The sequence below is a fragment of the Rhodococcus sp. T7 genome (genome assembly GCF_009872365.1).
Lineage (GTDB): Bacteria > Actinomycetota > Actinomycetes > Mycobacteriales > Mycobacteriaceae > Rhodococcus_F.
The window spans coordinates 1-24,424 of sequence record NZ_WXYH01000298.1; the positions used below are offsets into that span (position 1 = coordinate 1).

At 65.9% G+C, this 24,424-nt stretch carries 21 protein-coding genes and 1 pseudogene; 15 read left to right on the forward strand and 7 right to left on the reverse strand.

The window, feature by feature from the left end:
• The first annotated feature begins 169 nt into the window (after positions 1-169).
• Both MLGJGCBP_RS23725 and MLGJGCBP_RS23730 read left to right on the forward strand, forming a co-directional pair.
• Positions 170-1,315 carry a tyrosine-type recombinase/integrase gene (locus MLGJGCBP_RS23725; protein WP_236581330.1) on the forward strand — a complete coding sequence of 382 codons (1,146 nt, stop codon included), beginning with the start codon at positions 170-172 and terminating at the stop codon, positions 1,313-1,315.
• Positions 1,312-1,833: a DUF6262 family protein gene (locus MLGJGCBP_RS23730; RefSeq protein ID WP_160098509.1), complete on the forward strand. Its 522-nt coding sequence runs from the start codon at positions 1,312-1,314 to the stop codon at positions 1,831-1,833. The genes MLGJGCBP_RS23725 and MLGJGCBP_RS23730 overlap by 4 nt, the downstream gene beginning before the upstream one ends.
• Positions 1,834-1,905: 72 nt before the next feature.
• Here MLGJGCBP_RS23730 and MLGJGCBP_RS23735 read toward each other — a convergent pair whose 3' ends face one another.
• The 5 genes from MLGJGCBP_RS23735 to MLGJGCBP_RS23755 form a co-directional block, all read right to left on the reverse strand.
• Entirely contained in the window at positions 1,906-2,586 is a 681-nt protein-coding gene (locus MLGJGCBP_RS23735) for a vitamin K epoxide reductase family protein (RefSeq protein ID WP_160098511.1), read from the reverse strand.
• Positions 2,561-3,205, reverse strand: coding sequence for a DsbA family protein (locus MLGJGCBP_RS23740; protein ID WP_160098513.1), 645 nt, complete (start codon positions 3,203-3,205; stop codon positions 2,561-2,563). Before MLGJGCBP_RS23740 ends, MLGJGCBP_RS23735 begins: the two co-directional genes overlap by 26 nt.
• A 175-nt stretch (positions 3,206-3,380) precedes the next feature.
• Positions 3,381-3,728 carry a DUF3703 domain-containing protein gene (locus tag MLGJGCBP_RS23745; protein ID WP_160098515.1) on the reverse strand — a complete coding sequence of 116 codons (348 nt, stop codon included), beginning with the start codon at positions 3,726-3,728 and terminating at the stop codon, positions 3,381-3,383.
• Positions 3,729-3,816: 88 nt separating this feature from the next.
• Positions 3,817-5,775 carry a heavy metal translocating P-type ATPase gene (locus MLGJGCBP_RS23750; protein ID WP_160098517.1) on the reverse strand — a complete coding sequence of 653 codons (1,959 nt, stop codon included), beginning with the start codon at positions 5,773-5,775 and terminating at the stop codon, positions 3,817-3,819.
• Positions 5,772-6,155: an ArsR/SmtB family transcription factor gene (locus MLGJGCBP_RS23755; RefSeq protein WP_160098519.1), complete on the reverse strand. Its 384-nt coding sequence runs from the start codon at positions 6,153-6,155 to the stop codon at positions 5,772-5,774. Before MLGJGCBP_RS23755 ends, MLGJGCBP_RS23750 begins: the two co-directional genes overlap by 4 nt.
• A 246-nt stretch (positions 6,156-6,401) precedes the next feature.
• Here MLGJGCBP_RS23755 and MLGJGCBP_RS23760 point away from each other — a divergent pair.
• Together MLGJGCBP_RS23760 and MLGJGCBP_RS23765 are read left to right on the forward strand one after the other, a co-directional pair.
• Positions 6,402-6,770 (forward strand): annotated as a pseudogene (locus MLGJGCBP_RS23760) (hypothetical protein); the annotation flags it as partial.
• Positions 6,770-7,102 carry a hypothetical protein gene (locus MLGJGCBP_RS23765; RefSeq protein WP_236581333.1) on the forward strand — a complete coding sequence of 111 codons (333 nt, stop codon included), beginning with the start codon at positions 6,770-6,772 and terminating at the stop codon, positions 7,100-7,102. The pseudogene MLGJGCBP_RS23760 and the gene MLGJGCBP_RS23765, both read left to right, overlap by 1 nt.
• A 72-nt stretch (positions 7,103-7,174) precedes the next feature.
• Here MLGJGCBP_RS23765 and MLGJGCBP_RS23770 read toward each other — a convergent pair whose 3' ends face one another.
• Both MLGJGCBP_RS23770 and MLGJGCBP_RS23775 read right to left on the reverse strand, forming a co-directional pair.
• Positions 7,175-7,741 (reverse strand): hypothetical protein, encoded by a 567-nt coding sequence (locus tag MLGJGCBP_RS23770; RefSeq protein ID WP_160098523.1) that lies wholly within the window; start codon positions 7,739-7,741, stop codon positions 7,175-7,177.
• Positions 7,742-7,913: 172 nt separating this feature from the next.
• The gene (locus MLGJGCBP_RS23775; protein WP_160098525.1) at positions 7,914-8,228 is read right to left on the reverse strand and encodes a hypothetical protein; all 315 of its coding nucleotides are present in this window, start codon (positions 8,226-8,228) and stop codon (positions 7,914-7,916) included.
• A 276-nt stretch (positions 8,229-8,504) separates the two neighbouring features.
• Between MLGJGCBP_RS23775 and MLGJGCBP_RS23780 the strand changes: the two genes are divergently transcribed.
• The 11 genes from MLGJGCBP_RS23780 to MLGJGCBP_RS23830 all read left to right on the forward strand — a co-directional run bounded on the left by MLGJGCBP_RS23780 (position 8,505) and on the right by MLGJGCBP_RS23830 (position 24,402).
• Positions 8,505-8,762 carry a hypothetical protein gene (locus MLGJGCBP_RS23780; protein WP_160098527.1) on the forward strand — a complete coding sequence of 86 codons (258 nt, stop codon included), beginning with the start codon at positions 8,505-8,507 and terminating at the stop codon, positions 8,760-8,762.
• A gap of 35 nt (positions 8,763-8,797) precedes the next feature.
• Positions 8,798-9,166 carry a hypothetical protein gene (locus MLGJGCBP_RS23785; RefSeq protein ID WP_160098529.1) on the forward strand — a complete coding sequence of 123 codons (369 nt, stop codon included), beginning with the start codon at positions 8,798-8,800 and terminating at the stop codon, positions 9,164-9,166.
• Between the two features lie 87 nt (positions 9,167-9,253).
• The gene (locus tag MLGJGCBP_RS23790) at positions 9,254-10,873 is read left to right on the forward strand and encodes a ParB/RepB/Spo0J family partition protein (protein WP_160098531.1); all 1,620 of its coding nucleotides are present in this window, start codon (positions 9,254-9,256) and stop codon (positions 10,871-10,873) included.
• A gap of 98 nt (positions 10,874-10,971) precedes the next feature.
• Positions 10,972-11,361, forward strand: coding sequence for a hypothetical protein (locus tag MLGJGCBP_RS23795; RefSeq protein ID WP_160098533.1), 390 nt, complete (start codon positions 10,972-10,974; stop codon positions 11,359-11,361).
• A 32-nt stretch (positions 11,362-11,393) separates the two neighbouring features.
• Positions 11,394-11,618: a glutaredoxin-like protein NrdH gene (gene nrdH / locus MLGJGCBP_RS23800; RefSeq protein ID WP_160098535.1), complete on the forward strand. Its 225-nt coding sequence runs from the start codon at positions 11,394-11,396 to the stop codon at positions 11,616-11,618.
• Positions 11,619-11,659: 41 nt separating this feature from the next.
• A complete protein-coding gene (locus tag MLGJGCBP_RS23805) occupies positions 11,660-12,190 on the forward strand; it encodes a DnaB-like helicase N-terminal domain-containing protein (RefSeq protein ID WP_160098537.1) in 531 nt (176 codons plus the stop codon).
• A gap of 1,003 nt (positions 12,191-13,193) precedes the next feature.
• Entirely contained in the window at positions 13,194-13,568 is a 375-nt protein-coding gene (locus tag MLGJGCBP_RS23810) for a hypothetical protein (RefSeq protein ID WP_160098539.1), read from the forward strand.
• Between the two features lie 23 nt (positions 13,569-13,591).
• Complete coding sequence (locus MLGJGCBP_RS23815; protein WP_236581334.1) at positions 13,592-14,173, forward strand: hypothetical protein; 582 nt, start codon at positions 13,592-13,594, stop codon at positions 14,171-14,173.
• Positions 14,174-14,199: 26 nt separating this feature from the next.
• Entirely contained in the window at positions 14,200-14,412 is a 213-nt protein-coding gene (locus MLGJGCBP_RS23820) for a hypothetical protein (RefSeq protein WP_037198229.1), read from the forward strand.
• 190 nt (positions 14,413-14,602) lie between these two features.
• Entirely contained in the window at positions 14,603-15,262 is a 660-nt protein-coding gene (locus tag MLGJGCBP_RS23825) for a hypothetical protein (RefSeq protein WP_201453180.1), read from the forward strand.
• A 77-nt stretch (positions 15,263-15,339) separates the two neighbouring features.
• Positions 15,340-24,402: a helicase-related protein gene (locus tag MLGJGCBP_RS23830; protein ID WP_160098543.1), complete on the forward strand. Its 9,063-nt coding sequence runs from the start codon at positions 15,340-15,342 to the stop codon at positions 24,400-24,402.
• Positions 24,403-24,424: the final 22 nt, after the last annotated feature.

Sequence of the window (24,424 nt, forward strand, 5' to 3'; positions counted from 1 at the left end):
TCCGCCGAGTACGCCTTCATCGCCATCAGTGACATCTCTTCCTCTGGGACCTTCACGACCCAGTGTTCACGATGTCCTCACTCAGGGGGGAACCTCCACCCTCGACCCGGAAGACGTTCCCCTCCAGGGTGAGCGAAACAAGGAACATCGAGATCTACCGGTCGAGGTCATGCGGCACGTCTGTGCGCATCTGAGCAGTCTCGAGGAGAACAACTCACGGGAAGTGCGGGTAGCGGTGGAACTGATCATCGATACCGGCCGCCGCCCCGACGAGATCTGCCAGCTCCGCCTCGATTGTCTCGAACGTGACGAACAGGGAAAACCCGTCCTGGTTTACACCAACATCAAGGCCAACAGGCTCGACCGTCGGCTACCGATCACCGAGCCCACGGCCGCAGTAATCACCACCCAACAAGAACGTGTCCGAGCTCGATACCCGCACGAGGCCACCGCACAGATGAAACTCATCCCCGCCCTCACGCGGAATCCGCACGGAACCCGGGGCCTGAACGACGACTGGCTCACCATGCGACATCGCGACTGGGTCGTCACATTGCCCGACATCACGGTTCCCGTGGTCGTCGACATCGATGGGCAACACGTGACGAAGATGCTGCCCTTCGACCGAAACAAGATCTTCCTTTACGCGTACCGACACACCTACGCCCAACGTCATGCGGATGCCGGGGTCGCCATCGACGTCTTGTCCGACCTGATGGATCACCGGCAGTTCGGGACCACACAGGCCTACTACCGTGTCGGTGAAACGCGACGGCGCGATGCCGTCGACAGGCTCGCCACCATGCATTTCGATCGGCACGGCAACAAGATCTGGCGGGAGGCCAGGGCCCTGCTCGACTCCGAACATCTACGCCGCGCGGTCGGCGAGGTCGCCGTCCCCTACGGGACGTGCAGCGAACCCAGCAACGTCGCGGCCGGCGGACACGACTGCCCCGTCCGGTTCCGCTGTATCGGGTGCTCCCACTTCTCCACCGACGTGTCTTACCTGCCGGATCTGCAGGCGTACCTCTCCGATCTGTTGCGCAGCCGCGAACGGCTGCGAGGTGCGCTCGCCGCCGACGACTGGGCAAAAGCCGAGGCGATGCCGTCGGACGAGGAAATTCACCGAATCCGCAGACTGATAGCGCAGATCGGTGCCGACGTCGACGACTTGTCCGATGAGGACCGCTCCCAGATAGAACAAGCGGCGGCGACCGTGCGCCGTGCACGCAACCAGATCATCGGACTGGGGACACCCCTGGTTCGTCAACCACTGCCCAATCTTCGCCAGGCACCAGGAGAGTATGAGCGATGACGAACCCGATGATCGAGGGCCGCCGCGCCGATTCCATCCGTCGTCGGCAACGAGTCGTCAAGGCGCTGAGCGTTGCCGGAGCAGCTGGAGGGGAGATCACCGTCTCGTCGATAGCCCGCGCTGCTGGGGTGGATCGCAGTTTCCTGTATCGGCACAGCGACCTGCTCGCCCGGATTCACACCGCCCAAAGTTGTCCGTCCACGGCAAGCGGGAACGGGGAACCCGTGACACGGGAATCGCTCAAAGCCGACCTCGCCAATACCCATCAACGCATCGCCCGTCTTGTCGCGCATAACGTGCAACTCGAGCGAAAACTCTCCGAACTGCTCGGCGAAGCAGCATGGCGAGAATCCGGACTCGGCGCACCCACCGACATCGATCAACTCCAGAGGCGCATCACGATGCTCGAACAGCACGTCGTCGATCTCACCGGGCAGCTCGAGGAACGTAGCCAGGAACTCGATGCCGCCCGCTCAGCGAACCGAGAACTGTTCACGAACATGAACAAACAACACTGAACTGAGATCTGGGGAGTAAGCCAACCTGAATCGGTGGTTCCTTTCGCCCCCAACAACACCGTCGGGCGGGAGTCAGAGCAGGGTGGACCAGTAGGACCAGAACCGGTAGGCGACCAACCCGGCCACACCCAGCACCCATACCGTCAGGGGAAGAACGTGGTTTCCGCTTGCGGTGACCACGGCCGCGGGTACCGGGCGGGCAAGGGTGCCGTGGTGCAGGTTGCGCAGGGTGACGTACCAGAAGATCGGCATGGTCACCGCCCACACCACCATGCAGTACGGGCACAGGGCGCCGATCACGTAGAGGCTTTGCACGATCAACCAGTGCACGAACACCACCGCCGCGGTGACACCTACCTGCAAGCCCAGCCAGTACCAGCGGGCGAACCGGGCACCGGCCAGCAACCCCGCCCCGGTCGCAGCGACGACCGCGAACCCGGCGACTCCGAGGAGCGAGTTGGGGAATCCGAACACCGAGGCCTGTGCGGTGCCCATCACCGAGCCGCAGTTCAGAACCGGGTTGAGGCTGCACGAGGGGACGTACGCGCTGTCGGCGGCGAGGGCGAACTTCTCGATGGTGAGCACGAACGCGGCCACGAGGCCAGTGAGGCCACCGACCAGCAGCAGCCACGGCAGCGACCGCGCGAACGGCGCAGCATCACTGCCCGGGCTGAGGGGCGATGCGGCCGCGGCGCGTCCGGTGTCGGTAGCCGCGGTGTCAGCGGTGTCAGCGGAGGGCGGCGTCGAGAGCATCGGTCAGATCCTGGTAGCTGGTGGGTTCGATCTTCTCGCCGTTCAGGAAGAACGTCGGGGTGCCCTGCACCCCGAGCGCTTCCCCGTCGGCGACGTCGGCGCGGACGCGGTCGAGGGTCGCGGGATCGGTGTAGGCGGCGTCGAAGGCGGCCAGATCGAGACCGAGGTCGGCGGCATATCCGCGGAACACCTCATCCTTCGGGGTGCGCTGCTCACCCCACTGGGCTTGAGTGTCGTACATCCGCTGATACATCTGCTCGAACCGGCCCTGACCGGCGGCCGCTTCGACCGCCCGGGCCGCCCGCTCCGCATTGAAGTGGCCGGGCAGCGGGAAGTAGCGGACGACGAAGCTGACCCGGTCGCCGTAGTCGGTGCGCAGCTGCTCGATCGCCGGATACACCGCCCGGCAGGCCTCACATTCGAAGTCGAGGAACTCCACGAAGGTGGCCTTGCCGTCGGCGACCGTGTTGAGCCGGTGACTGTCCGGGCGAACCACCGGCGCTGCCACGCTGTCGGTGGGGACCGGCTCCGTGTCGGAGCGGTTGACCAGTAACAACACGCCCAGGCCGACGACGAACGCGACGACCAGCGCCACCGACAGACGGATCCCGCGGCTCACCGCGTACCCCGCCGCAGCGACACCGGGAAATCGGGCAAACAGGGCACACGGAGCATGGCGACACCCTAACGAACCACACTTTGTGCTGGTTGCCGCGCCTTGCCGGGATGTGGTGGTCCTCACCACCGCGGCCGGGGCGCGCTGGCCGCTGCACCGTCTTCTCAGGCAGCTGGGGTCAGCGGGCCGCGGCCAGGGTGTCGGCGAGGTCCGCCGGGATCGGCATCGGGGTTCTCAGTCCGGCGCGGGTGCGGCCGGTGTTGCCCTCGGGGTAGCGGCCCAGGGCCGAGCCGGGGGCGGCGACGATGATCCGCACCACCTGGCCGAGGGCCTCGCGGCGGTCGTGTTGGTGCAGGGCGAGGGCGAGCATGGCGAGGTGGTTGCGGGTGTGCGGCCACGGATAGGGCTGGGAAAGGATATGCGCGCGTTCGAGGTGCGCCCACCGCCGGGCGTCCTCGGTGGTGGTGCGGGCGGCGGCCATCTCGGCGGTGTAGGCGGCGCGGATGACGGTGGGCATCGCGGTCATGACATGGTCTCCTTCGCTTCGGCAGAGCAGATTCGAGAGGAACGGAGACGAGACATCGGCGCCGTGCCCTCGACACCGGTGTACGGGGTCATGGGTGGGCCGCGGTCGCTGGAACCGGTTCGGGTGCGGCCGTTTCCGGGCCGGTGAGGGCGCGGGCGCGGCCGGCGCGGACCCCGTTGGCGATGACCACGATCTCGGCGACCTCGTGCACCAGGACCACCGCAGCCAGGCCGAGGACCCCGAACAGGGCAAGCGGCATCAGGACGGTGATGATCGCGAGCGAGAGGCCGACGTTCTGCAGCATGATCGCCCGGGACCGCCGGGCATGCGCCAGCGCCTGGGGCAGGTGCCGCAGGTCCTCACCCATCAGGGCGACGTCCGCCGTTTCGATGGCCACGTCGGTCCCCATCGCGCCCATCGCGATGCCCAGGTCGGCGGTCGCCAGGGCGGGGGCGTCGTTGACACCGTCACCGACCATCGCCGTCGCCCGCCGGGTCCGCAGATCGGAGACGATGCGGGCCTTATCCTCCGGGCGCAGGTCCGCATGTACCTCGTCGATGCCGACGTCCGCCGCCAATGCTCTTGCGGTGCGGTCGTTGTCGCCGGTGAGCATGGCGACGGTATAGCCGTCACGGCGTAGCCCGGCGACGACCTCGCGGGCCTCGGGGCGCAGTTCGTCGCGCACCGCGACCGCCCCGATTAGGGTGCCGCCGCGTTCGATCAGGACCGCGGTGGCCCCGGCGTGCTGCATCCGCTCGACATCCCCGGACAGTGGTCCGGGGTCGATCCAGCCCGGCCGCCCCAACCGGGCCGGGATGCCCGTGATGTGGCCGGTCAGGCCGGCGCCGGGGACGGCGTCGACGTCCTCGGCCGGGGCGTACTCGTCGACGGCGGCGAGGATCGCGGCGGCCAGGGGATGTTCGCTGCGCGCCTCCAAAGCGGCCGCGACACCGAGGACCGCGCCGCGGGTGGCGCCACCGGTGGTGGCAACGTCGATGACTTCGGGACGGTTACGGGTCAGGGTGCCGGTCTTGTCCAGGGCGATACCGCGGATGCGGCCCAACGCCTCGAGCGCGGCACCACCCTTGACCAACACCCCCAGCTTGGACGCGGCGCCGATCGCGGCGACCACCGTCACCGGAATCGCAATGGCCAGCGCACACGGGGACGCGGCGACCAGCACCACCAGGGCCCGTTCGATCCACACCCGCGGATCGCCGAACACGCTGCCGATCGCGGCGATCAGCACCGCGGCGACCATCACCCCCGGAACCAACGGTTTGGCGATCTTGTCGGCCAGCCGCTGCGCCTGCCCCTTGCGGGACTGCTCGGCCTCGACGATCCGCACGATCTTGGCCAGCGAGTTGTCCTCCGCCCGGGCGGTGACCTCGACCTCGAGGACACCGGTGCCGTTGATCGAGCCGGCGAACACCTCCCCGCCGGGTCCGGCCTCGACCGGCACCGATTCCCCGGTGATGGCCGAGGTGTCCAGGGCGGTGCGCCCCGATCGGATGATGCCGTCGGTGGCGATCCGCTCCCCGGGCTTGACGATCATCAGTTCACCGAGCGCCAAATCCGCTGGGGCGACGACCTGTTCGCGGCCGCCGCGCAGGACGGTGGCGGTGTCCGGGACCAGGGACAGCAGAGCGCGCAGGCCGCGGCGGGTGCGGGTGACCGCGTACTCCTCGAGTCCCTCGCTGATGGCGAACAGGAACGCCAGCATGGCGGCCTCGCCGACCTCGCCGAGCATCACGGCGCCGACGGCGGCGATCGTCATCAGGGTGCCGACGCCGATCTTGCCCCTGGCCAGCCGCTTGAGGGTAGAGGGGACGAAGGTGTAGCCGGCGACGAGCAGTGCCAGCGCCTCGAGGGTCAGCTCCACCGGGCGCGGGCCGGCTGTCCAGCCGACGATCAGCGCGGCGACCAGGAGCACCCCGGCGATCGCGGCGGCCCGAATCTCGGTGACCTGCCACAATTTGTCGGGTTCGTTTTCCTCTTCCCCCTCGGGGCGGGGTTCGTCGTGGCCGCAGCCGCAGGCGTCGCTCATTCCGTCACCTCCGTGCCGGTGTCGGTGCCGTAGTTCGGGCACAACGCGACCGCGTTACCGGTGGCCGCAAGGAGGGTTTCCGCGGCAGCGAGCAGATCCAGCAACTCCGGCCGGGCCAGCGAGTAGAACACCTGCCGCCCCTGCGGGCGGCCCTCAACCAGGCCGCAGTCGCGCAGGCATGCCACGTGCGCCGACACCGTCGACTGCGCCAACCCGAGCTCACCGACCAGATCCGCCACCCGCGACTCCCCGTCCGCGAGGCGCCGCACGATCGCCAACCGGGTGCCATCGGAGAGGCTGTGGAACAACGCCACCGCCGCATCCAGGCTCGATCCGGTTCCTCCGGAGACGAGGCAACTGCCCGCACTATCAATCGTCATATAGCGATAATAACCGGATTTCGGCGATGATGGAAGTTGTCGGTCCGCAAAAGTGCCCAGGCTGTTCCGTGGCGGAACACTTAGTTTTGAACGGACATCAGCAACGCGCTCGGCCAAGAGTCGCCTGCCGCTGTGTCCCGCATCTTCTCTGTGCCACACCTGTTGCATGTGTTATGTTCCGGGCAGAGGACGCTGACCTGCATGGTCTTTGTTAGAGAACCAGCGAAACAGCTTTGTCCCCCTAGAGAAGTCGCGGCGATTCTTCTCGATGGTGTTGACCTCGTGATTCTCGGGCTTTCGGGCGCGGCTGTGACGCCGTCGAGGGCGAGGGCGGTGGTGGCGCGGGCACGGTCGAAGGGCGCCGTGTTGCTGGTAACCGAGGGGCACTGGGACGGGGTGGATCTGCGCATCGAGTCCCGCGTCGCCGGATACTCCGGTCTCGGCGAGGGACACGGCCGCGTCACTGCGGTGCAACTCGACATCGCAGCCGCCGGCAAAGGATTCCAACGGCGCACGCTCCGCATGGAGATCCGCAGCGACTCCGGTGCGGTTGCCTGGCGCACGGTCCCCGAAATCCCGGTCACTGGCCACACCCCACTGCGAGCTGCACTGTGATGAACACCGACAGCTGGACCGAACGATGGCCCGAACACCCGGTCATCAGGACATTCGACCCGCCGCGGTCAGTCCAGGTGGACATCAGCAAGGCGTTGCCGCTCGGGCGTGGGGGAGCGGCACGCGCCGACTACGTCAGCATGAGGGTGAAGAGCTCATCGGTGTATCTGTCGGGTCTGCGGCCGGCACTTCAAACGCACTGGTTTCAAATCCACGACGGACAGTGGTGCGCCGCGATCACCGTGTATGTCACCGACGCCGCAGGCATGAACAGCCTCGAACTCGACATGGTCGTCACTGCCGACGCCATCAGCGAACCGCCCTCCGCCTAAACGGCGAAAGCCCCCACCCTCGAGTGGAAGTGGGGGCAAATTGGTCGCCTGGGATAGACGGTCCAAGGTTGGCTAGCCGCTAGTTGGGAGCGTCCACTCGATTTGCACGTCGCTGCCGCTGAGGTCTGACTGGTAGCCGATTACGGTCGCGGTCTTCGGAATATCCAGGGTCGCAAATCCGTCAGCGCTCGAGTTGGCGGGGAGATCGATGAAAGCGTTCTTACCCGCGCCTGGACAGGGGTTCGCGTCCGATGTGGTCAGATTGCGGGTTACCTTCCCGTTGGCGTCGACGTAGTAAAAGTCGGACGGCCACAGCCATTGTGTGGACGTTTGGTTCCCGATGCTGACCGTGGCCGTCAGCTTTTGCTTAGTGATCTGCGTCCGGTCGGTGGTGTTGTCAGGGCATCCCTCCGAAGATAGAGCGGTACCAGTGACCTCAAGAATGAGGGCACCGGACGGATCGCGGACCGTTGCCGGTTCACCGAGGGCAACCTCGACGGCACCCCGCTTGTTCAGCGCCGTCCCGTCGTCAGTCACCGACGTCGCGGGCACCGCTTCAGTGTCCGCGGTCGTGCTCGAGTTGCACCCGGTTAGCGACAGGAGTCCCAATACGGCGCCAGCCGCGAACATCTTCTTCATCGCTGTATGGAATCAGACGAATCCGACATGGCTTGCGGCGGGAGGGAGCAAACCCCCTGAATCGCAACTAGATCCCATTGTCAATACGCTTCGTGAATGAACTTCGTCTAATGCGATCCGCGGGACGATGCGCTCGAAGGCGACGAGACGCCCACCTTGCGACGACGGACTCTCAGCATGAGACCCGTCCGGTGATGATTTTGTTTTGGGGCGTCAATCGGGCCCCCTGAACGATCTGGATCACGCCGCCGCGGCCGTCATTGGCGATCCGTGACCAGATACTGACGATGGGCGTGTCTCGCCAAGATGGTGGCCGCCACTCGCCGTGAGATTCCGCCATGGGATTGAGACCCGGTACGCAGCCTTCGCTGAATGCCCTCTCACCCACTTGGCCATCCCAGATGAGATTTGGCCACTCGAGACCTACATCGTCTATCGGCTGGGGATCCGCCTGCCCGGCGGCCTGGCCACCTTCGGTGTCCTCCAAGAGGATGCTCCGCTTCGCTCCGCTCTGTAGAAGAGCGTTTTGATTTGTTTTCCTTTCTGGCCTTCCGATTCTGGGCGACGGCGGTCCTGGCAAAACCCCTGGCGGCTTCGCCGGCCTTCGGCTCAGAAAACTTTTTCAAAGACGCTTCGCTGAAAAACTTTCCTGACCAGGGGTTGCGCCATGCCCTGATCCGTCGCCCCGAACCTCCTTTGCCAGAACGGAAAAAAAATTGTCAGGGCACGGGACGTGTCCGGGCACGAACGAAAGGTCACCACTGTGAGCGGTTACGAGTACGAGCCAGGCGACGACTACAACGCAGCAACCAACCACTACGCCGGACTGCTCTGCTGCTGCGGCGACTACTCCTGCCCCGCGATGAGCGACGCCACCGAGACCTGCGCCGAGCAGGACTACGAGGTCGGGGACTGGCTCCCGCTGATCCTCCGTGTCGAGGACTTCGTCTGCCCCAATGGGTGCGCCCCCGGGCCCGAGCTCTGCGCCTGCTGGAGCCCCCCGGTTACACCAAACAACTGATCGACCCAGCCACACAGAAATACCAGGAGGAACTTATGAGCAGCACAGCGGATTTCATCGTCAACGGAGTCATCAGCAGCAGTCCTGACGATGCCCGCGCGGAACTGGCGCAGGCACCAATCACCGAACGAAAGGCCCACAAGGTGTACGACATTCTGGCTATCTGCGAGGCCGCCGACAAGTTCGCCGAAGTAGTTTTCGCGGACAAGTCCGTGATCCGGCAAGTCGCGCTTCTCGACTGCCGCTACGTCGACCGTTACGTCGCGTTGCTGGAAGCGCTGGGGTTCGACACACTCGCCGCCGACCTTCAGAAACTTCACATCTCGGAGCACTACTTCCACACGGGAACTACGTGGAGAAGGGTGACCGGGCTTCCCGCACATGACGGTTCCGCGACCGGCTAACTGAGCCATTCCCACCGGAAACACAAGACACCGGGCAGTTGGTACCTGCCCGGTGTCTTGGATCCGAATCCTAGGAGAGAGACCAGCATGACTGCAATTCAGAACGGCCCCGTGGCCGAGATCATCGACGGCGAGATGTTCGTCCGTCTCGACCCGCACGCTCTCGACATCGGGGCCAACGTCCGCGACCAGGTCGACCTGTCCGAGACGCCCGATTTCGTGGAATCCATCCGCGACCACGGAGTGCTCGAGGCGATCAGCGCCGTGCAGCTCGCCGACGGGCAGATCGTCGTGCGGGACGGTCAGAGACGAACGCTCGCGGCGCGAGAGACCGGCGCGACGTCGATTCCGGTGATCGTGCGCCTGGACACCGCCACAGACGAGCGTGCACGCAACGCCGAGCGGTTGATCGCCCAGATGGAGGCGAACGACCAGAGACTTGCCCTCACGCCCGGCCAGCGCGCCGCAGGAGCAGCCGAACTACTGGACCTGGGTGTCTCGGTGACCAAGGTCGCCAAGGCCATCCACGAAGACAAGGCGTGGGTGGAGCAGGCAGCCAAGGTCGGCAAATCCAAGGTCGCGCGCACCCTCGTCGACGAGGACCAGCTCGACTTCGCGAGTGCCGCGATCCTCGCGGAGTTCGACGGCGACGAGGAGGCAGTGCAGCGGTTACGCTATTGCCCGAGCTTTCGGATGGAGTCGACCGCCGAGGAGCTGAGGGCAGCCCGAATCGCACGTGAAGAATTCGAGGATGCGGCCGCACCGTACGAGGACAAGGGTTTCCTCGTTCTGCGCGAGCACCCCGGCTACGGAACCGTGCTCGCGATGGCGGACCTGCGTACCCGCGATGGCGGCGAGGTCACCCTCGAGAACGTCGAGGCGAACGCCGAGCACTGGACGGTGGTCCTGAGCAAAGGCCAGCTCATCTCCGACATCGAGACCGGACTGCCGCTCCACGAGGATGCTATCGACTGGTACACCGAGGGTCAGGCCGACATCGAGGCCGGCGAAGGGTTGGTCCACGTCAACACCGTCAACATTGAGGACACGTGGCTCCCCGAGTACGTGTGCGCCGATCCGGACGCCGCAGGATTGCAGCTCTCACCCGTGATGGCAGCGGTGCGAGCTGGCGGACCGGGCGTGGACGCTGCGGTGACTGAGGGGGATCCACGCGCGGAGGCGGAACGTCAGAGGCTCGAAGCCCAGGCCGAGGCCAGGCGGAAGGAGCTCGAGACCGAGGAGCGTGTGCGGCGTGAGCGCAAGATGGTCCGCGCGCTGAACATCAAGGCAGAGGCCGCGACCGTCGTCCGCCGGAAGTTCCTGAGTGGTCTGCTGGCGGCCAAGACGCCCCCGAAGTCCGCTGCCGCGTACGTCGCCACCACACTCGCCGCCGACGGGCACCTGCTCACCGAGTACCGGGCGGACGAAGTCCTCAAGGAGGTGCTGGCGATCAAGGCTCTCTTCAAATCGGATTTCGTGGCCGACCAGGTCGTCAAGGCAGGAGCATCCCGAGCCCAAGTCCTCACACTGGCCCTGGTCCTGGCAGCCCAGGAGTCGCGGATCCTCAAGGACTCCTGGCGATCGAAGCGCCGGGGCACCGACGCCTACCTCGAATATCTCGAGGAACAGGGGCATCCGCTGACGCCGATCGAGGAAATCATGGTCGGACGACGGACCCCCGATCAGGTCTTCGACCTGGACGAATAGAAGTATCTATCCCCCTAGACTGAACTAGTCTAGGGGGATAGACTTTCACTAGGTGAAGCAGCTCGGAATGACTGAAGCGTGCCGGGGAAGGGCAGGAAATGAAGGTCACAGCACATGCGGTGCGCATCGGGGAGTGGTGGACGGTCGACGTACCGGAGGTGGACGGGCTGTTCATCCCGGCGAAGCGGCTCGACCAGATTCCCGCGATGGTGGCCGACGCCGCCGCACTGCTCACCGAGGTGGCTGCGGACCAGGTGGAGGTCACGCTCGACTACGACCTCGGTGATCCGGCCGTGCTGCGGAACATCGCCGAGGCGAAGCAGCGAAGCGCGGAGGCGCAGCGAGCCGTGGAGAAGGCCTCGCGACTGTCCCGCGCGCTGGTGCGCGATTTGCGCGCCCGGGGACTGTCCGTGCGTGACGTGGCCACCATCCTCGAGATCAGCCACCAGCGCGTCGCCCAGCTCGACAAGGAACACACCACCACCTGACCGTCAGGTGTGGGAGTAGGGGAGGAAGTCTCATGGCCGTCACCGTCTACAGCAAGCCCGCGTGCGCTCAATGCCACGCCACCTACCTGCAACTCGACAAGCGCGGCATCGAATACCAGATCGTCGACATCACCGAAGACGCCGAGGCGCGGGACTACGTGATGAGCCTGGGATACCTCCAGGCGCCGGTTGTCGTTGCAGGAGACGATCACTGGTCCGGTTTCCGAATCGACCGCATCAAGGCGCTCGCGGCCTGATGGACGCCACGGCAGCCAGTCACCGACAGGAGGACTACCCGATGAGCACCGCACTCGCCGCCGACCCACACGAGGCCATTTCGGCCGATGACATGGACTACGACCCGCGCCTGGACGTCGAGGCGCAACTGTTGTGCGCGCTGCTGTGGGCGCAGCCCGCCGAGGCCCGGCGCGTGACCGCGCTGATCACGGCCGCGGACTTCGACCGTCCGACCTATGGGCAGCTGTACGGCCAGATCGCCGCACTCGTCGCGGCCGGCAAACCCCACGATTCGGCGCACGTCGCACTTATGCTGAGCCGCGAAGGCCGCACCGCCGGACACAAGGGGAAGCAGCTCACCACCGCCCTCGCCGACGTCACGACGCTCGGGGCAACCGGCGGAGCCGAACACTACGCCGACGCCGTGATCACCCAGGCATACCGCCGCGGATTCCACCTCGCCGCACAATCGCTGGCAGAAGCAGCAGAACGCCTCCCCGAACGGGATCTCTTCGAGCACATGTGCGCCCACGGCCGCCGACTACGAGAAGCCACCGAACGACTCACCAAGATCCGGGGAGGGCAGCTATGAAATGGCGCGAACACACGTCGAACGAGCGGCTGCCACCATCCGGCCGTGACAGAGCGATCAGAGCTGATTGAACCAATCAACGAAGTTGTTCCATTCAATTGCGCCCGGAAGCCAAGACGTGTAGCCAAGGTCAGGCAATATTCCGATCATTGCGCGCTCCTTAGAACGGATTCCACCAGTTGGCGATTTGGGTAAGGATCGGGAACCAGAAAGCCCATTCCCCTACCGAAAACCAGCCTGGGAGGTCAGGCAGACTGCCGATCATCTCGACTCCTTAGAACTGATTCCACCAGGTCGCGAATGCGATCCATGCGGAGCCCGGAAGTAGGTAGGGCGCCGAGAAGATGTCGACGGGTAGGTCGGGCATTAGTCCAACCATCAGTTCATCGCCTGCCACCACTCGACGATCGGCCACCAGACCGGCATGGTCACGGTCGCGAACCACACGTAGAAGTCACCAATCGGGCCATACATTCCTGGGGGTGACATGGCTAGAACTGATTCCACCAGTTGGCGAAGTTGACGTACCAAACGCCTGGTGGCCAGATCGGGTCGCCGAACACCGGGATGTCGAACACAATGCCGATCATGACTGTCTCCTGGTCCTCCCGACCTGCCTGACGTATCGCTGACCTGGCAAGGCTCGTTACCCAACAGGGGCCCCGCCCGCTCGGCGAACCAGGACACACGACTGGGGTCAGGTGACCCATGAACAAGCGCACCGCCGGAGTTGGAAGCAGTCGGCAGCGAAATGGTGGTGGAGGTGCTCAGCTCGACCACGCAGTCCGACGCGCGGCCGCAGACAAGTGCTGCACCGACGCGTAAGCCTTCCGGGAGCAACTGGCCCCTTCTTCGCTGATCAGTGCAGCCAGCAGTACCGACAGATTCTGTGCCCGAGCAACAGACGGTACGTAACTATTCTACTTGGAGAGGTCTCTATGTAGAGTAGGTCCTGAGTTGTCGAGTTGAAACGCGGATGAAGCGTGAACGGGAGGGCAGGTTTATGACGGTTCTGTTGATCGACCAGGCGTCGTTGCGCGGCGAGGGAGGGCTGGTGGTGCATCAACCGATGGGCGCCGGCCACGAACAGGCACTGGCGCAGCTGGCGCGCGAGTTCGACGAGCGCAACGACTCGCACGCCGAGACCGAATCCCTGGCTTCGAACATCACGCTCGACGACGGCGACCTCATCTGGCACAGCGGCGACGGCCACGACATCCTGTTCACCGTTGTGGACGTATCCGGAAGGCTCCTCGTCCGAGCGTTGGAGAAGTCGTCGGAGGGCTGGGTTACCGTCGCAGACCGACCCGTCGACCCGCGCGATGCCGCCAGCTCCGCACACGCAGTCTGGCAATTGATCTCACTACTGATGGCATGAACCAGAATCCAGAAGGAGCAGGCATGGCCAAGGTTGTTCACCTCGCGGAGGGCGTGAGGATTCCGTACCTGGAGCACTACGCCACCGATGTCGAAATGGTCGAGCTGAACGAACTCTTCGATGCGTGGGCGCGCCGCCACGAGGTTCTCGACGAGAGCGAACGGTCCAAGCTGGGGCCGCAGAAGGTCAAGTTCCTCGCCGCGTTGGAGGCGCTGGAGGGCTACCGATCCGTGCACACCGCAGTTTTCGAGTCCGGTCACTCGTCCGCGTGGTTCACCGTGGAGAACCCTCTCGCGGGCTTGCTGGCAAAGGCCAGGGAGCTGGATCCCTCCAATTCACGCCTGCGGCTGCAACCGGCGAAGATCGAGGTCGAACTGCCATGGACCAAGATCGAGGCGGTCACTCAGATCCTGGGCTTCCCAGCCGCGGCCGCGGAGGGCGGCAGCCCCCTGTCGGATGCGCAATGGAGGGCCGTGCCGTTCGCGGCCGGAATCCCGGGCGCAACGATCGGCGGGGCTGCCGCCCCCGGAAGTTTCGCCTTCGGGGGCGGCAGCCCCTCCCGGATTAGCGATGTCGATCCCGTGCGGTTCGATGAAGGCACCTAACACCCGCTAGAGAGGTTGGCCCCGTGATGGACGGAAACGCGTTCGCCACCACCGTGTTTGTCGCGTTCAATGTGCTGTCCATCACAGGGGCGGTGGTCTGTGCTCGCCGCTCGTACAACCGCCATCGCCGCCCCGCACGGGCGTTCATGGCGGGTATCGGCGGGTTGTTCATCGCCCCGTTGGTGCTGATGGTGTGCGTCGCTCTGGCGCGCCCTCAGGGGGCTCAGCGAAGCTCCTGAACCCACCGAGCAATTCGGCATTAGTGCAGGTCAGACACCATTTTTGTCGTTGTTCTGTAGTAAAATCGACCTCAGAAACTCCCCGTTTTCGGGTGGGGTGTCGCCCTGGATGGGCGCTGACGAGGAGGTCGAGTGGCACGCGGAAACGTCAACCAGGGCGCGTTCGATTTCGAGGATGAAGGAGCAGGGGATGGAAGCGCAGAGCGAGGAAGCGATCGAGCAGGTCGAGGGAATCGACGTGACGATCGCGGACGAGACGCGACGGATTCTGGTCGAGTGGCTCGGCCTGGACCCGACGTCCCCGCAGGACCTGGAGCAGATCGACCGCGAGGCTCTGCGCCTGCAGCAGCTGACCGAGTCCGCGAGCGGGCCGCTGGAGACACAGGCGCACGAGCAGTGGGCCGAGGCGAACCGGGGCATGACCCCGACCTACTGGAACGTGGTGCAGGCGAAGGAAACGGCGTGGCGGGCCGCGCGGGAGATGATCCTCGCCGAGGAACTGTATCCGCAGGTGACACCGGAGATCGCCGCCCGCAGGACGGAATTCGAGGCCTGGGCGGACAACCAGATCGAGGCGGAGCAGGATCGGGCCCGTCGGGAACACGATCCGGACCGGTGGAAGAGCCTGAACGTGCGGCCGATGCCGGTGGCGGAACAGATCGTGCACCGGGTGTGGCTCGATCGGCAGGCGTGGTTCCAGCAGTTGGGGCGGGCGCTGGTGGCGCAGCGGATCGAGGACAACCAGCCGGTGCCGATGACCGCGTACGACCCGATCGCGGACGAGCTGGCGGAGATGATCGACGAGGAGATCCGGCGCAATCCGCCCGAGGACCCGAATCTTCCGTTCTAGCTGCACAAGCGCAGTGGGCGGCCGCCAGCGAGCAGGTCACAGAACTCGAACGGCACGGCGCCAAGCTCACCCGGCAGTTGGCGGCCGCTCAGCGGGCGCTCGCGACCGCGCAGCAGCGAGGGCTGCAGGCCGGGATCGTCGCGAATACCGAGAACGTCCACAGCATCACCGGAAAGATCGAGCGGCTCCGCACCCAGTGGCGCGTCCAGTCGGCCCGAGAGGGTGAGCTGCGCAATCAGATCCAGGCGCTGGGCGTCGATCCGCATGAGGTGCCGCGTGCCCTCGTGCAGGAAATGTCCACAGCCGAGCGCACCCCGGCCGCCGGTTGGCGTAGCGAGGCGATCAGCCGGGCACAGATCCGCAAGCTCGAACAGCTGGCCGGTGAGGTCGAGAAGCCGTTCACGGTCGACACGACGATCACCAAGGGCGAAGCGCACGACCTGATTTCGGCCATCCTCAGCGGCAACCTCAAAGAGGTTCAGTTCCGCGATCGTCCCGCCGGCCCCCTGTTCCCAGAGTCCGCGCCCACCGACAATGCGCAGGTCGACACCGCAACCGCCGACGCCTCTGCCGACATCGAACCGGTCGCAGCGCCCGTCACGACGGCTGTGGACGCGACCGCCGAGGTCGAAGCCAGAATCCTGCTGACACTCTCCGAGCCGAACACCGAAGCGGATACCGCCGCCGCCTCCTCGGCGAACACCGCCACCCAGTTCCTCGCCTGGGCAGAGGGGCATTTCAAGACGAAAGCCCAGGTGGCGCTGGCCGACCTGATGAGCGACCGGCAGAACATCTCGGACGAGATGTTCACCGCGTGCCGGACGATTCTGCTCAACACCGACCGGTGGCACGAACTGGGCCGCAAGGCCGCCGAGGCGTACTGGGAAGCCCGCCGCCCCGAGACGATCCAACACCCGATCACCACGGCGATCACCGACGCAGTGGTGGCCGCGCGAGACGCCGACGAACGCGAGGTCGGCGAGGCCTACCTCGAAACCGCGCAGCGGGCCGCAGAGTCCGTGCTGGCGGCCGACGAGAACACCGAGATCGACACCGATCTCGATCTTGACGACGAGATGAGTCTCGAACAGGCAGAGGCCGAACTCCTCGAACTCAACGACCGAGTCGAGACCCTCGAGGCCGTTCAGGAAGCCCTGGACCTGGGCGTCATCCCCGAGAACGACTGGTACCGGCGCGCCCGAGCGAAGTTCGACCCCGCCACACCGCTGGACCTGCCGCATCCAGACTGCGACCTGGCCTTCGTCACCGCCCTGCGCAAGCTCAAGGGCGTAAAGGCCCGGGAGGCAATGACGAACCAGTGGTGGAAGGGCTGCGTCGACGCCCAACGCGACGTCACGGCCGCCGACCAGGCATTCCTGTACGCGGCGGCCGCCGCGGATCCGAACATCATCGACGCGGTCGGCGGCCGCCTCGCCGACGACCTCGCGGCGCACCACCCATTCGCGCGAATGGTCCACGAAAAGATCGTCGACCTCGCCCGCGACGGATCCACAACCCGACAAGCAGCCGCCCAACTCATCGTCCGCGACCGCCGCCAACTCAGAGACACCGGGTTCTACGACACGGTGACCCACGCCTGGACCGAGGCGCACCGCGACGATCTGACGTGGGACAAGTCGGTACGCGAAGAGTGGACGCAGTGGATGCGCGCGCACCTGCGCAGCGATCCGCTCGTCGCGCCCTGGGCAGGTCTGCCCTCCGCGACGCGTGTCCCGCAGCTCGAAGCCGCCATCGAGGTCGCCTTCGATGTCCTGAGCTTCGAGCGTCCCGATCTCGTCGACGCCACCGCGAGCATCGGCCAAGAGCGACTCGCCGCCGAACTGCGGCGCACCATCGTGCCCAACCTCCACGACGACATGGAGGTCGTCTACGCCCACAACGGCCACGAATACTTCGAACAAGGCGGCATGCACGGACTGCGGCTGAAATCGAAGCCACGGTCCGGAATCCGCCACGTCTCGGTGGGGTGGGAGTACACCCTCAACGGAGCCGACAACGAGGTCAACTGCGGTGACGACTACCGCGTCGCCGTCGGTGGCCTTCTCGAAGCCGCCGGCCACCCGATACCGGCGTGGGTCGAACGCACCTACCGGCCCGTGCGCGAGGCACGCGATCGTGTCACGTCCACCGCCACCATGCTCGCACTCGGGCACGAGTTCTACCACGCAGCCGCACACAGCGATCCGCTCTGGAAGTACTCGAAGAACGGATCCGCAGCCGCCGACACCGGGCCCGTCCAGGAAGCGCGCCGCGGCATCATCGACGACCTGCGCCGCACCCTGCCCGGCGACGTCTCCCTGCTCGAAGCGAAGGGCTTCGATCTGGACTGGGTGCTGCGGACCGAGGTAGACCGTGCGCTGATCACCGGGCTGCGGAAGAACAAAAACGCAAAGGACCCATACGCCACCTTCGACGTCAGCGATCTGACGATCTACCAAAACGACAGCGTGTACGTCGGTGACCCCGAGGGCACCCACATCGAGCTGAGATTGCCGAGGCAGAACCGAGTTACCGAGGCCGCCGAACTGGACGGGCAGGTCTACAGCGAGGTTCATTCCTGGCGCGAGGCCATCGACGAGGCCCGCGTGCTCCTGCCGCGCAAACGCGCCGCTGCCTCGTCCGAAACGGCCGAGGCGACTCAGATCGTCGAGGCCGAACGGGACGCTCAGACGCAGTCCGAACAGGCCACCACCGATGAGATCGAGATCGCGGCGGAGCCGGCCAGCCCGCCTGCCCTCGACGAACACCAGGAGACCACCGCCCAGGTAGAAGGGGCCGACCCGTCGTCGGAACAACCCGGGGTCGCCGACCCGGCGGCCCCCACTGAGCAGACCCCTCGCACCGCCGACGCGGAGTTGCCGGTAGTCCCCGATCACGTTCACGGCGAACCGATCACCAGTCCGCTGTGGCGCAACGGCGGCCTGATCGAGGTCCGCAAGGAAAGCGGCGGTCACGTCTGGGTTTCCCCCGAGACCGCCGCCCAGTACGCCCCCGCCGACTCCGCACCGGCCGCTGAGCCGGAGCCGGGGATCACCCAGGCACCCGAGGCCACCGCAACGCTCACACCGGACGAGCTGGCCGCCCTGGACCCGCTGACCGCCACCACCGGCGAGCTGGCGCAACGGCAGGCGCTGCTGGAGTCGATGCTCGCGGACTCCGAGGCGGTCGAGGAAGCCGAGGCCGAGGAGATCGCCGAGATCTCGCGGCCGACAGAGCCCATCGCGGCACCCGCGGACTTCGAGCTGGGCACCGACATCCTGGTCCCGTCCGGCGCGAAAGCCCGTGTCCGCGCCAACATCGCCGCTGCCCGGCTGGTCACCGAGCTGGACCGCGAACAGCGGCTGGCGACGGCGGAAGAACAGACAGTCCTCGCCCAGTGGTCCGGCTGGGGCGCGGTCCCCGAGGTATTCGACAACCGGGCACGGTTCCGCGATACCTGGCGCACCGAACGCGACGAGTTGTACGAGCTCCTCGGCGAGCGAGGCTTCGCGCAGGCCCGCGAGACCACCCTCAACGCGCACTACACCGATCCGGCCGTGGTCCACGAACTCTGGCGCGCCGTCGAACGCGCAGGGATGCCGAAGAACGCCCTGATACTCGAACCCGGCTGCGGAGCCGGGTACTTCGTCGGCACCGCCCCGGCCGGAGTGAACATGGTCGGCGTCGAAATCGAGCCGATCAGCGCCCAGATCGCGCACCACCTGTATCCGTCGCAGCAGATCCGCAACCACGGATTCGAGCGCAACTTCGCCGGAAACGACACCTTCACCGGCGCGATCGGCAACGTGCCCTTCGGCAAGGACGGCGTCTACGACCCGATCCACAACGCCGACGGCCATTCCCTGCACAACCAATTCATCGTCAAATCTCTCGCCCTCACCGCCCCCGGCGGCTACGTCGCGGTCGTGACCTCCGCGTACACCTCCGACGCGAGACGGCCAGGTGCACGTCAGAAGATCACCGAGACCGCGGACCTGATCGGCGCGGTGCGCCTGCCGACCGGAGCTTTCGACCGGCAGGCCAAGACCGCGGTCGTCACCGACGTACTGGTGTTCCGGCGCCGCCCCGACGGGCAGGAACCATCCCCCGAGACCGCGGCGTGGGCCGGCGAGGTCAAGAGCATTCCGCTCGACCATCGCCAAGGCGCGGACCAGGGCGGCGCACCGACAGCGCAGTACTGGATCAACCGCTACTTCGAACAGCACCCCGAGCGGGTGCTGGGCACCCTGGCGGTCGGGAACGGTCCGAACGGCAAACTGAATCTGATCGTCGAACCCCGCACCCACACACCACTGGCCGAGCAGATCCGCCGCCAGCTCGACCCGATCATCGACCGGGCCGTCGACCGCGGACTCGGATTCACCGCACCCCGGCCGTCGCCGACGGCCGCCGAACCGTTCACCTCCGCTGGCCTGTTGACCGGCACCGGAATCGAAGCAACCACAGTCGAACCCGGAACGATGCGGTTCGACGAGGTCAAAGGCCAGTTCGAGCAGTTCAAGATCGGTCAGGGATGGACGTACGTCAACTGCATCGGTAAGGACAAGGCCGAGCAGTGGAAGGTACTCATCGCACTCGGTGAGACCGTCATGAATCTGACCGAGGCGAGCCGCTCGACCGACTCCACCCGAGCCGACCGCGACGCCCTGCGAGTTCAGCTGGGCACCCTCTACGACCGCTACACCAACCGGTGGGGACCGCTCAACAGGTTCACCCTCACCGAACCCGCGCCGCTGACCGAGAAGAAGATCGCCGAACGCCTCGACAAGGCCATCACCCGGTGGCGCATCAAGACCGGCAAGGCCGAGGCGCGGGAGGAAGGGCTCAGCGCCGAGGAGGCCGGCCCCTACACGGGGCCGATCCCCGACGATGTCCTCGAGGACATGCAGGACAAGGCCGCTACGGAGCCGATCCCGCAGAAGAACCAGAACCACCTCAAGGGTGCGATCCTGCGTGATCCCCGAATCGGCATGGTGCTCTCGATCGAGAACTTCACCTCGCGGTTCGACGGCACCGATGCCGAGGCCAGCAAGTCACCGATCTTCACCGAGGACACCACCCCGTTCAAGAGTCGAGCCGAGACGGCCGACCATGTCGACGAGGCAATGGCGATCAGCTTCGACGAACTCGGCTACCTCTCACCCGAGCGGATGGGGGAGTTGCTCGACCTCGAGGTCGGCGATGTCATCGACCAGGCCCGCGGGCGCATGTTCCCGTCCCTCGATCACCCCGGCGAATGGGAGATCGCCGAGACGTTCCTCTCCGGGCACGTCCGCGACAAGCACGCCAAGGCCCAGCGCCTGGCGGCCGAGGACCCCGAGCTCTACGGCGGGGCTGTCGAAGCCCTCGAACGGGTCATCCCGCCCGACGTCGATCCGGCCGCCATCGGTGTCCGGCCCGGCGCGATCTGGGTACCGATTGAGTACTACCGGGAATTCCTCATCAAGGAGTTCGGCCTCAACCCGAACCGGCTCACGACCGAGTTCGACAAGGTCAGCGGCAACTGGAATTTCGAGACCGAGCAGAACAGCCGCCACAAGAACCCCACCAGCGGCTACACCGACAAGTACGGCAGCGCCCAGCTCTCCGGCGTCGAAATGTTCAACCTGATCGCCAACAACAAGGCTGTTCAGGTCCTCAAGACCGCCGAGGAACTGGAGCGGTCCCCGAAGCCGCGGTTCCATCCCGAATTGACGGCCGCGGCCCGGTCGAACGCGGCCGCTCTGCAGGAGCGGTTCGCCGAATGGTTGTGGTCGGACGGCGACCGCTACGTCACACTCGCCGCCACCTACAACGAGCTGTGCAACTCGTTCGTCAAACCGAAGTACGGCACCGAGTTCAAGCAGTTCCCCGGGCTGAACCCCAAGTACGAGCTGTACGACTACCAGGCCGCCGCCGTCCAACGGTTCCTGCACGACGAGACGATCCTGCTCGATCACGTCGTCGGCGCCGGCAAGACGTTGACCATGACGGTGTCCTGCATGGAGGCCAAACGACTCGGGCAGGTCCGCCAGCCGTGGGTCGTCGTCCCCAACCACCTGCTCTCACAGTGGGGCAACGAGGCCCGCGACGCCTACCCGAACGCGAAGATCCTCGTCGCCTCCGAGCTCGACGGGATCGAGGACCGGCAACGGTTCATCGGGCAGACCGCCGTCGGTGACTGGGACATGGTGATCGTCCCGCAGTCCGTGTTCGGGCTGATCGCGATGAAACGCGAGGCGCAGATCGAGTACCTCGAGAACGAGGAAGCCGAACTGCGGGGCGCCCTCGCGGCCGCCACCAAGTCCGGATCTGAGTTCTCCGTCAAACAGATCGAGAACGCGATCAAGGCGATGAAGAAGCGCATCGAGACGATCGTCGGGCAGAAGTCCACCGACGACGGTCTGAGCTTCGAGCAGTCCGGGTGCGACTTCATGTTCATCGACGAGGCGCACGACTACAAGAACCTCTCACGGCCCTCGAACTCCGCTGACCTGTCGGTAGCGGAAGGGTCGCAGCGGGCCACCGACCTGGAAATGAAGGCGCGGTTCCTGCGCAAGCAAGCCCAGGACCGCAACGCCCGGGCCGGCAAACCCAACGCGCCCGCCAAGGCGATGGCCTTCGCCACCGGCACCCCGATCACCAACGCCATGTCGGAGATCTGGGTGATGACCAAGATGCTGCGGCCGGACCTGCTGGTGCGGACGGGAATGAGCCGGATCGACAACTGGGCCGGCACCTTCGCCAAGCCCGTCACCGCGGTCGAAATGAACATCACCGGAACCAAACTGCGGATGGTCACCCGCATGGCCGAGTACGCGAACGTGCCCCAGCTCGTCGCGATGCTCGACCAGTTCCGGGACGTCGTGACCGCCGACCAGATCCCGGTTCGGCTGCCCGTCATCGAGGGAGGAACGCCCACGATCCTCGAATTCGACCAGGGCCATGACGTCCTCGATTTCGTCGCCGACCTCGACGAACGCCTGGGCAACGTCAAGGGCGATGAGATGCACATCGACAACACGCTCAAGATCTCCACCGACGGGCGCAACGTCGCCATGCACCCGAGACTGGCGAACCTGCCGTCCCCGCCCCCGGAGAACTCCCGGGTCGAGGTCGCCGCCGACGCCATCTGGAACGCCTACGTCGACAACGCCGACGTGGTCATTCCGGCCGACAAATACGGCCCGGACATGACCGGCGCCTTCCAGCTCGTGTTCTGCGACCGCGGGACACCGAAGGTCGGCGACAGCCGCCGCGCCCGCAACGTCTACACCGAACTGCGCGACGCCCTGATCGCACGCGGGATGAAACCCGAGGAAATCGCCTTCATGCACGACCACAACTCGCCCAAGGCAAAAGCCAAACTCACCGAGGCATGCCGCGACGGGCGGATCCGTGTCCTGCTGACCTCGACGAAGAAGGGCGGCACCGGACTCAACGTCCAGCGCGCACTCAAACAGCTCGTCAACCTCGATCCGGCCTGGACGGCCGCGGACATGGAACAGCGGATCGGACGCATCATCCGCCAGGGCAACACCTTCGAGAAGGTCAGCGTCATCAACGTCGTGGCCCGCCGCTCCTACGACGCGATGATGTACCAGTACGTCGCCCGCAAGTCCGGGTTCGTCGCCCAGCTGCGCCGTGAAGACGTCCCCCAGACGATGGAGGACGTCGGCGGCGACCTGTCGTTGTCGTGGGCGCAGACCAAGGCCGCCGCCACCGGCGACCCGGTCTTCGTCCAGCAGGTCGAGGCCGAGCAGAAGGTCACCATGCTCGAAGCTCAACGCAACGCCGTCACCAACAACAACGCCGCCCGACAGGCCACGATCCGCTCCCTCGAACGGCAGATCGCAGCCGCGACGGAACGGCTGCCCGAACTGAGGGAACAGAGCGGGAAACTCCAGGACTGGCTCGCCGTCGAGGACCGCAGCAAACGCATCTGGCACGTCGCCGGCCGCGCGGTGCCCGACAGCGAGGCACCCGAACTTCGCGATGCGGTCAAGGAATCGCTGGCACAGGCCCGCGAAGAGGTCACGAAGGCACGCAAGTTCCTTCCGATCGGGTCGATCAACGGAGTCCCGATCACCCTCGGCTACTCGCACACCCTCGCCAACTACATCGTCGACATCGCGGGGGAGGAGCGCTACATCGAGCGCGACAAGATGATCGACATCGTCGCACTCGACAGCGCCACCACCGGGTTCATCCAGTCCACCCGAAATCACCTCTCCGCCGTCAGCAACCGCGGCGACGCACTCGCAGCTCAACTCGAACGCGACAAGGCCAAACTCGACGTCGCCACCGCCGAACCCGAGCTGGTGTTCACCCAGGAAGACGAACTCGAACAGGCGAAACTCGAGGCTCACGAACTGAGCCTCGAGGTCAACTCCCGGGAGAACTCACCCGAGGCGCTACGCCGCGAGCGGCTCGACACCGAACGGCGCCGGGCCGACGGCCAGTACCGAGGATGGTCGCTCGACCTCAACCCGACCGAAGGATGGGCGGAGGAGCAAGGGATGACCCGAGAAGCGGTGATCGCGAGCGTGCCCGGGCGAATGGCCGCTGCCCGCAAGGAATGGGAAGAAAACGGCCAAGCCCGCGCCGAAGACCTCCAACGGCGGCCCTGGCAAACACTCGACGCCAGCGAATACGAGTGGCGGTACGGCTTCGACCCCAACTCCGGAATGCCCGGCGCCCGCACGTACTGGCACGGTCGGCAGTGGAACTGGGAATCCTGGGACGGCACCGGGCAGACCGATCGCGGAGCCGCCAACCGCCGCGGCGACGCCTTCGCCACCGGCGAACGGAGCGCCGACAAGCTCGCCAAGGAACGCGAGGTGCCCCGGGAGAAGCTGTACGAGGCCAGCCTCCACCGCGGCATCCAGGTGCGCGGACAAACACCGGCACCTGATCAGTCGACCGACGCCATCATCGAGCTGGCCCAACCGGTCGCCACGCTCGTGGAGCAGTCCGTCATCGACGGCATCAAGGCCGCCAGCAGCGGACACGCCCGCCCGATCCGAGATGTCATCGGCGACACCACTGCCGCGGACGATGGGAACGTCACCCCGATCCACCCGGAAGCCGAGATCGACCACGGCTACGGCATCGACGAAGAAGGCGAACGTGCCGTCTAATCGAACGCCGACACGAAAACGC

Bases quoted from the DNA above. Each gene is read 5' to 3' on its own strand.
- MLGJGCBP_RS23730 (WP_160098509.1), top strand. From the start codon at position 1,312: ATGACGAACCCGATGATCGAGGGCCGCCGCGCCGATTCCATCCGTCGT.
- MLGJGCBP_RS23820 (WP_037198229.1), top strand. From the start codon at position 14,200: ATGGACGGAAACGCGTTCGCCACCACCGTGTTTGTCGCGTTCAATGTG.
- MLGJGCBP_RS23815 (WP_236581334.1), top strand. From the start codon at position 13,592: ATGGCCAAGGTTGTTCACCTCGCGGAGGGCGTGAGGATTCCGTACCTG.
- MLGJGCBP_RS23735 (WP_160098511.1), bottom strand. From the start codon at position 2,586: ATGCTCTCGACGCCGCCCTCCGCTGACACCGCTGACACCGCGGCTACC.
- nrdH (WP_160098535.1), top strand. From the start codon at position 11,394: ATGGCCGTCACCGTCTACAGCAAGCCCGCGTGCGCTCAATGCCACGCC.
- MLGJGCBP_RS23750 (WP_160098517.1), bottom strand. From the start codon at position 5,775: ATGAGCGACGCCTGCGGCTGCGGCCACGACGAACCCCGCCCCGAGGGG.
- MLGJGCBP_RS23755 (WP_160098519.1), bottom strand. From the start codon at position 6,155: ATGACGATTGATAGTGCGGGCAGTTGCCTCGTCTCCGGAGGAACCGGA.
- MLGJGCBP_RS23825 (WP_201453180.1), top strand. From the start codon at position 14,603: ATGGAAGCGCAGAGCGAGGAAGCGATCGAGCAGGTCGAGGGAATCGAC.
- MLGJGCBP_RS23805 (WP_160098537.1), top strand. From the start codon at position 11,660: ATGAGCACCGCACTCGCCGCCGACCCACACGAGGCCATTTCGGCCGAT.
- MLGJGCBP_RS23795 (WP_160098533.1), top strand. From the start codon at position 10,972: ATGAAGGTCACAGCACATGCGGTGCGCATCGGGGAGTGGTGGACGGTC.
- MLGJGCBP_RS23785 (WP_160098529.1), top strand. From the start codon at position 8,798: ATGAGCAGCACAGCGGATTTCATCGTCAACGGAGTCATCAGCAGCAGT.
- MLGJGCBP_RS23725 (WP_236581330.1), top strand. From the start codon at position 170: ATGCGGCACGTCTGTGCGCATCTGAGCAGTCTCGAGGAGAACAACTCA.
- MLGJGCBP_RS23770 (WP_160098523.1), bottom strand. From the start codon at position 7,741: ATGAAGAAGATGTTCGCGGCTGGCGCCGTATTGGGACTCCTGTCGCTA.
- MLGJGCBP_RS23810 (WP_160098539.1), top strand. From the start codon at position 13,194: ATGACGGTTCTGTTGATCGACCAGGCGTCGTTGCGCGGCGAGGGAGGG.
- MLGJGCBP_RS23790 (WP_160098531.1), top strand. From the start codon at position 9,254: ATGACTGCAATTCAGAACGGCCCCGTGGCCGAGATCATCGACGGCGAG.
- MLGJGCBP_RS23745 (WP_160098515.1), bottom strand. From the start codon at position 3,728: ATGACCGCGATGCCCACCGTCATCCGCGCCGCCTACACCGCCGAGATG.
- MLGJGCBP_RS23765 (WP_236581333.1), top strand. From the start codon at position 6,770: ATGAACACCGACAGCTGGACCGAACGATGGCCCGAACACCCGGTCATC.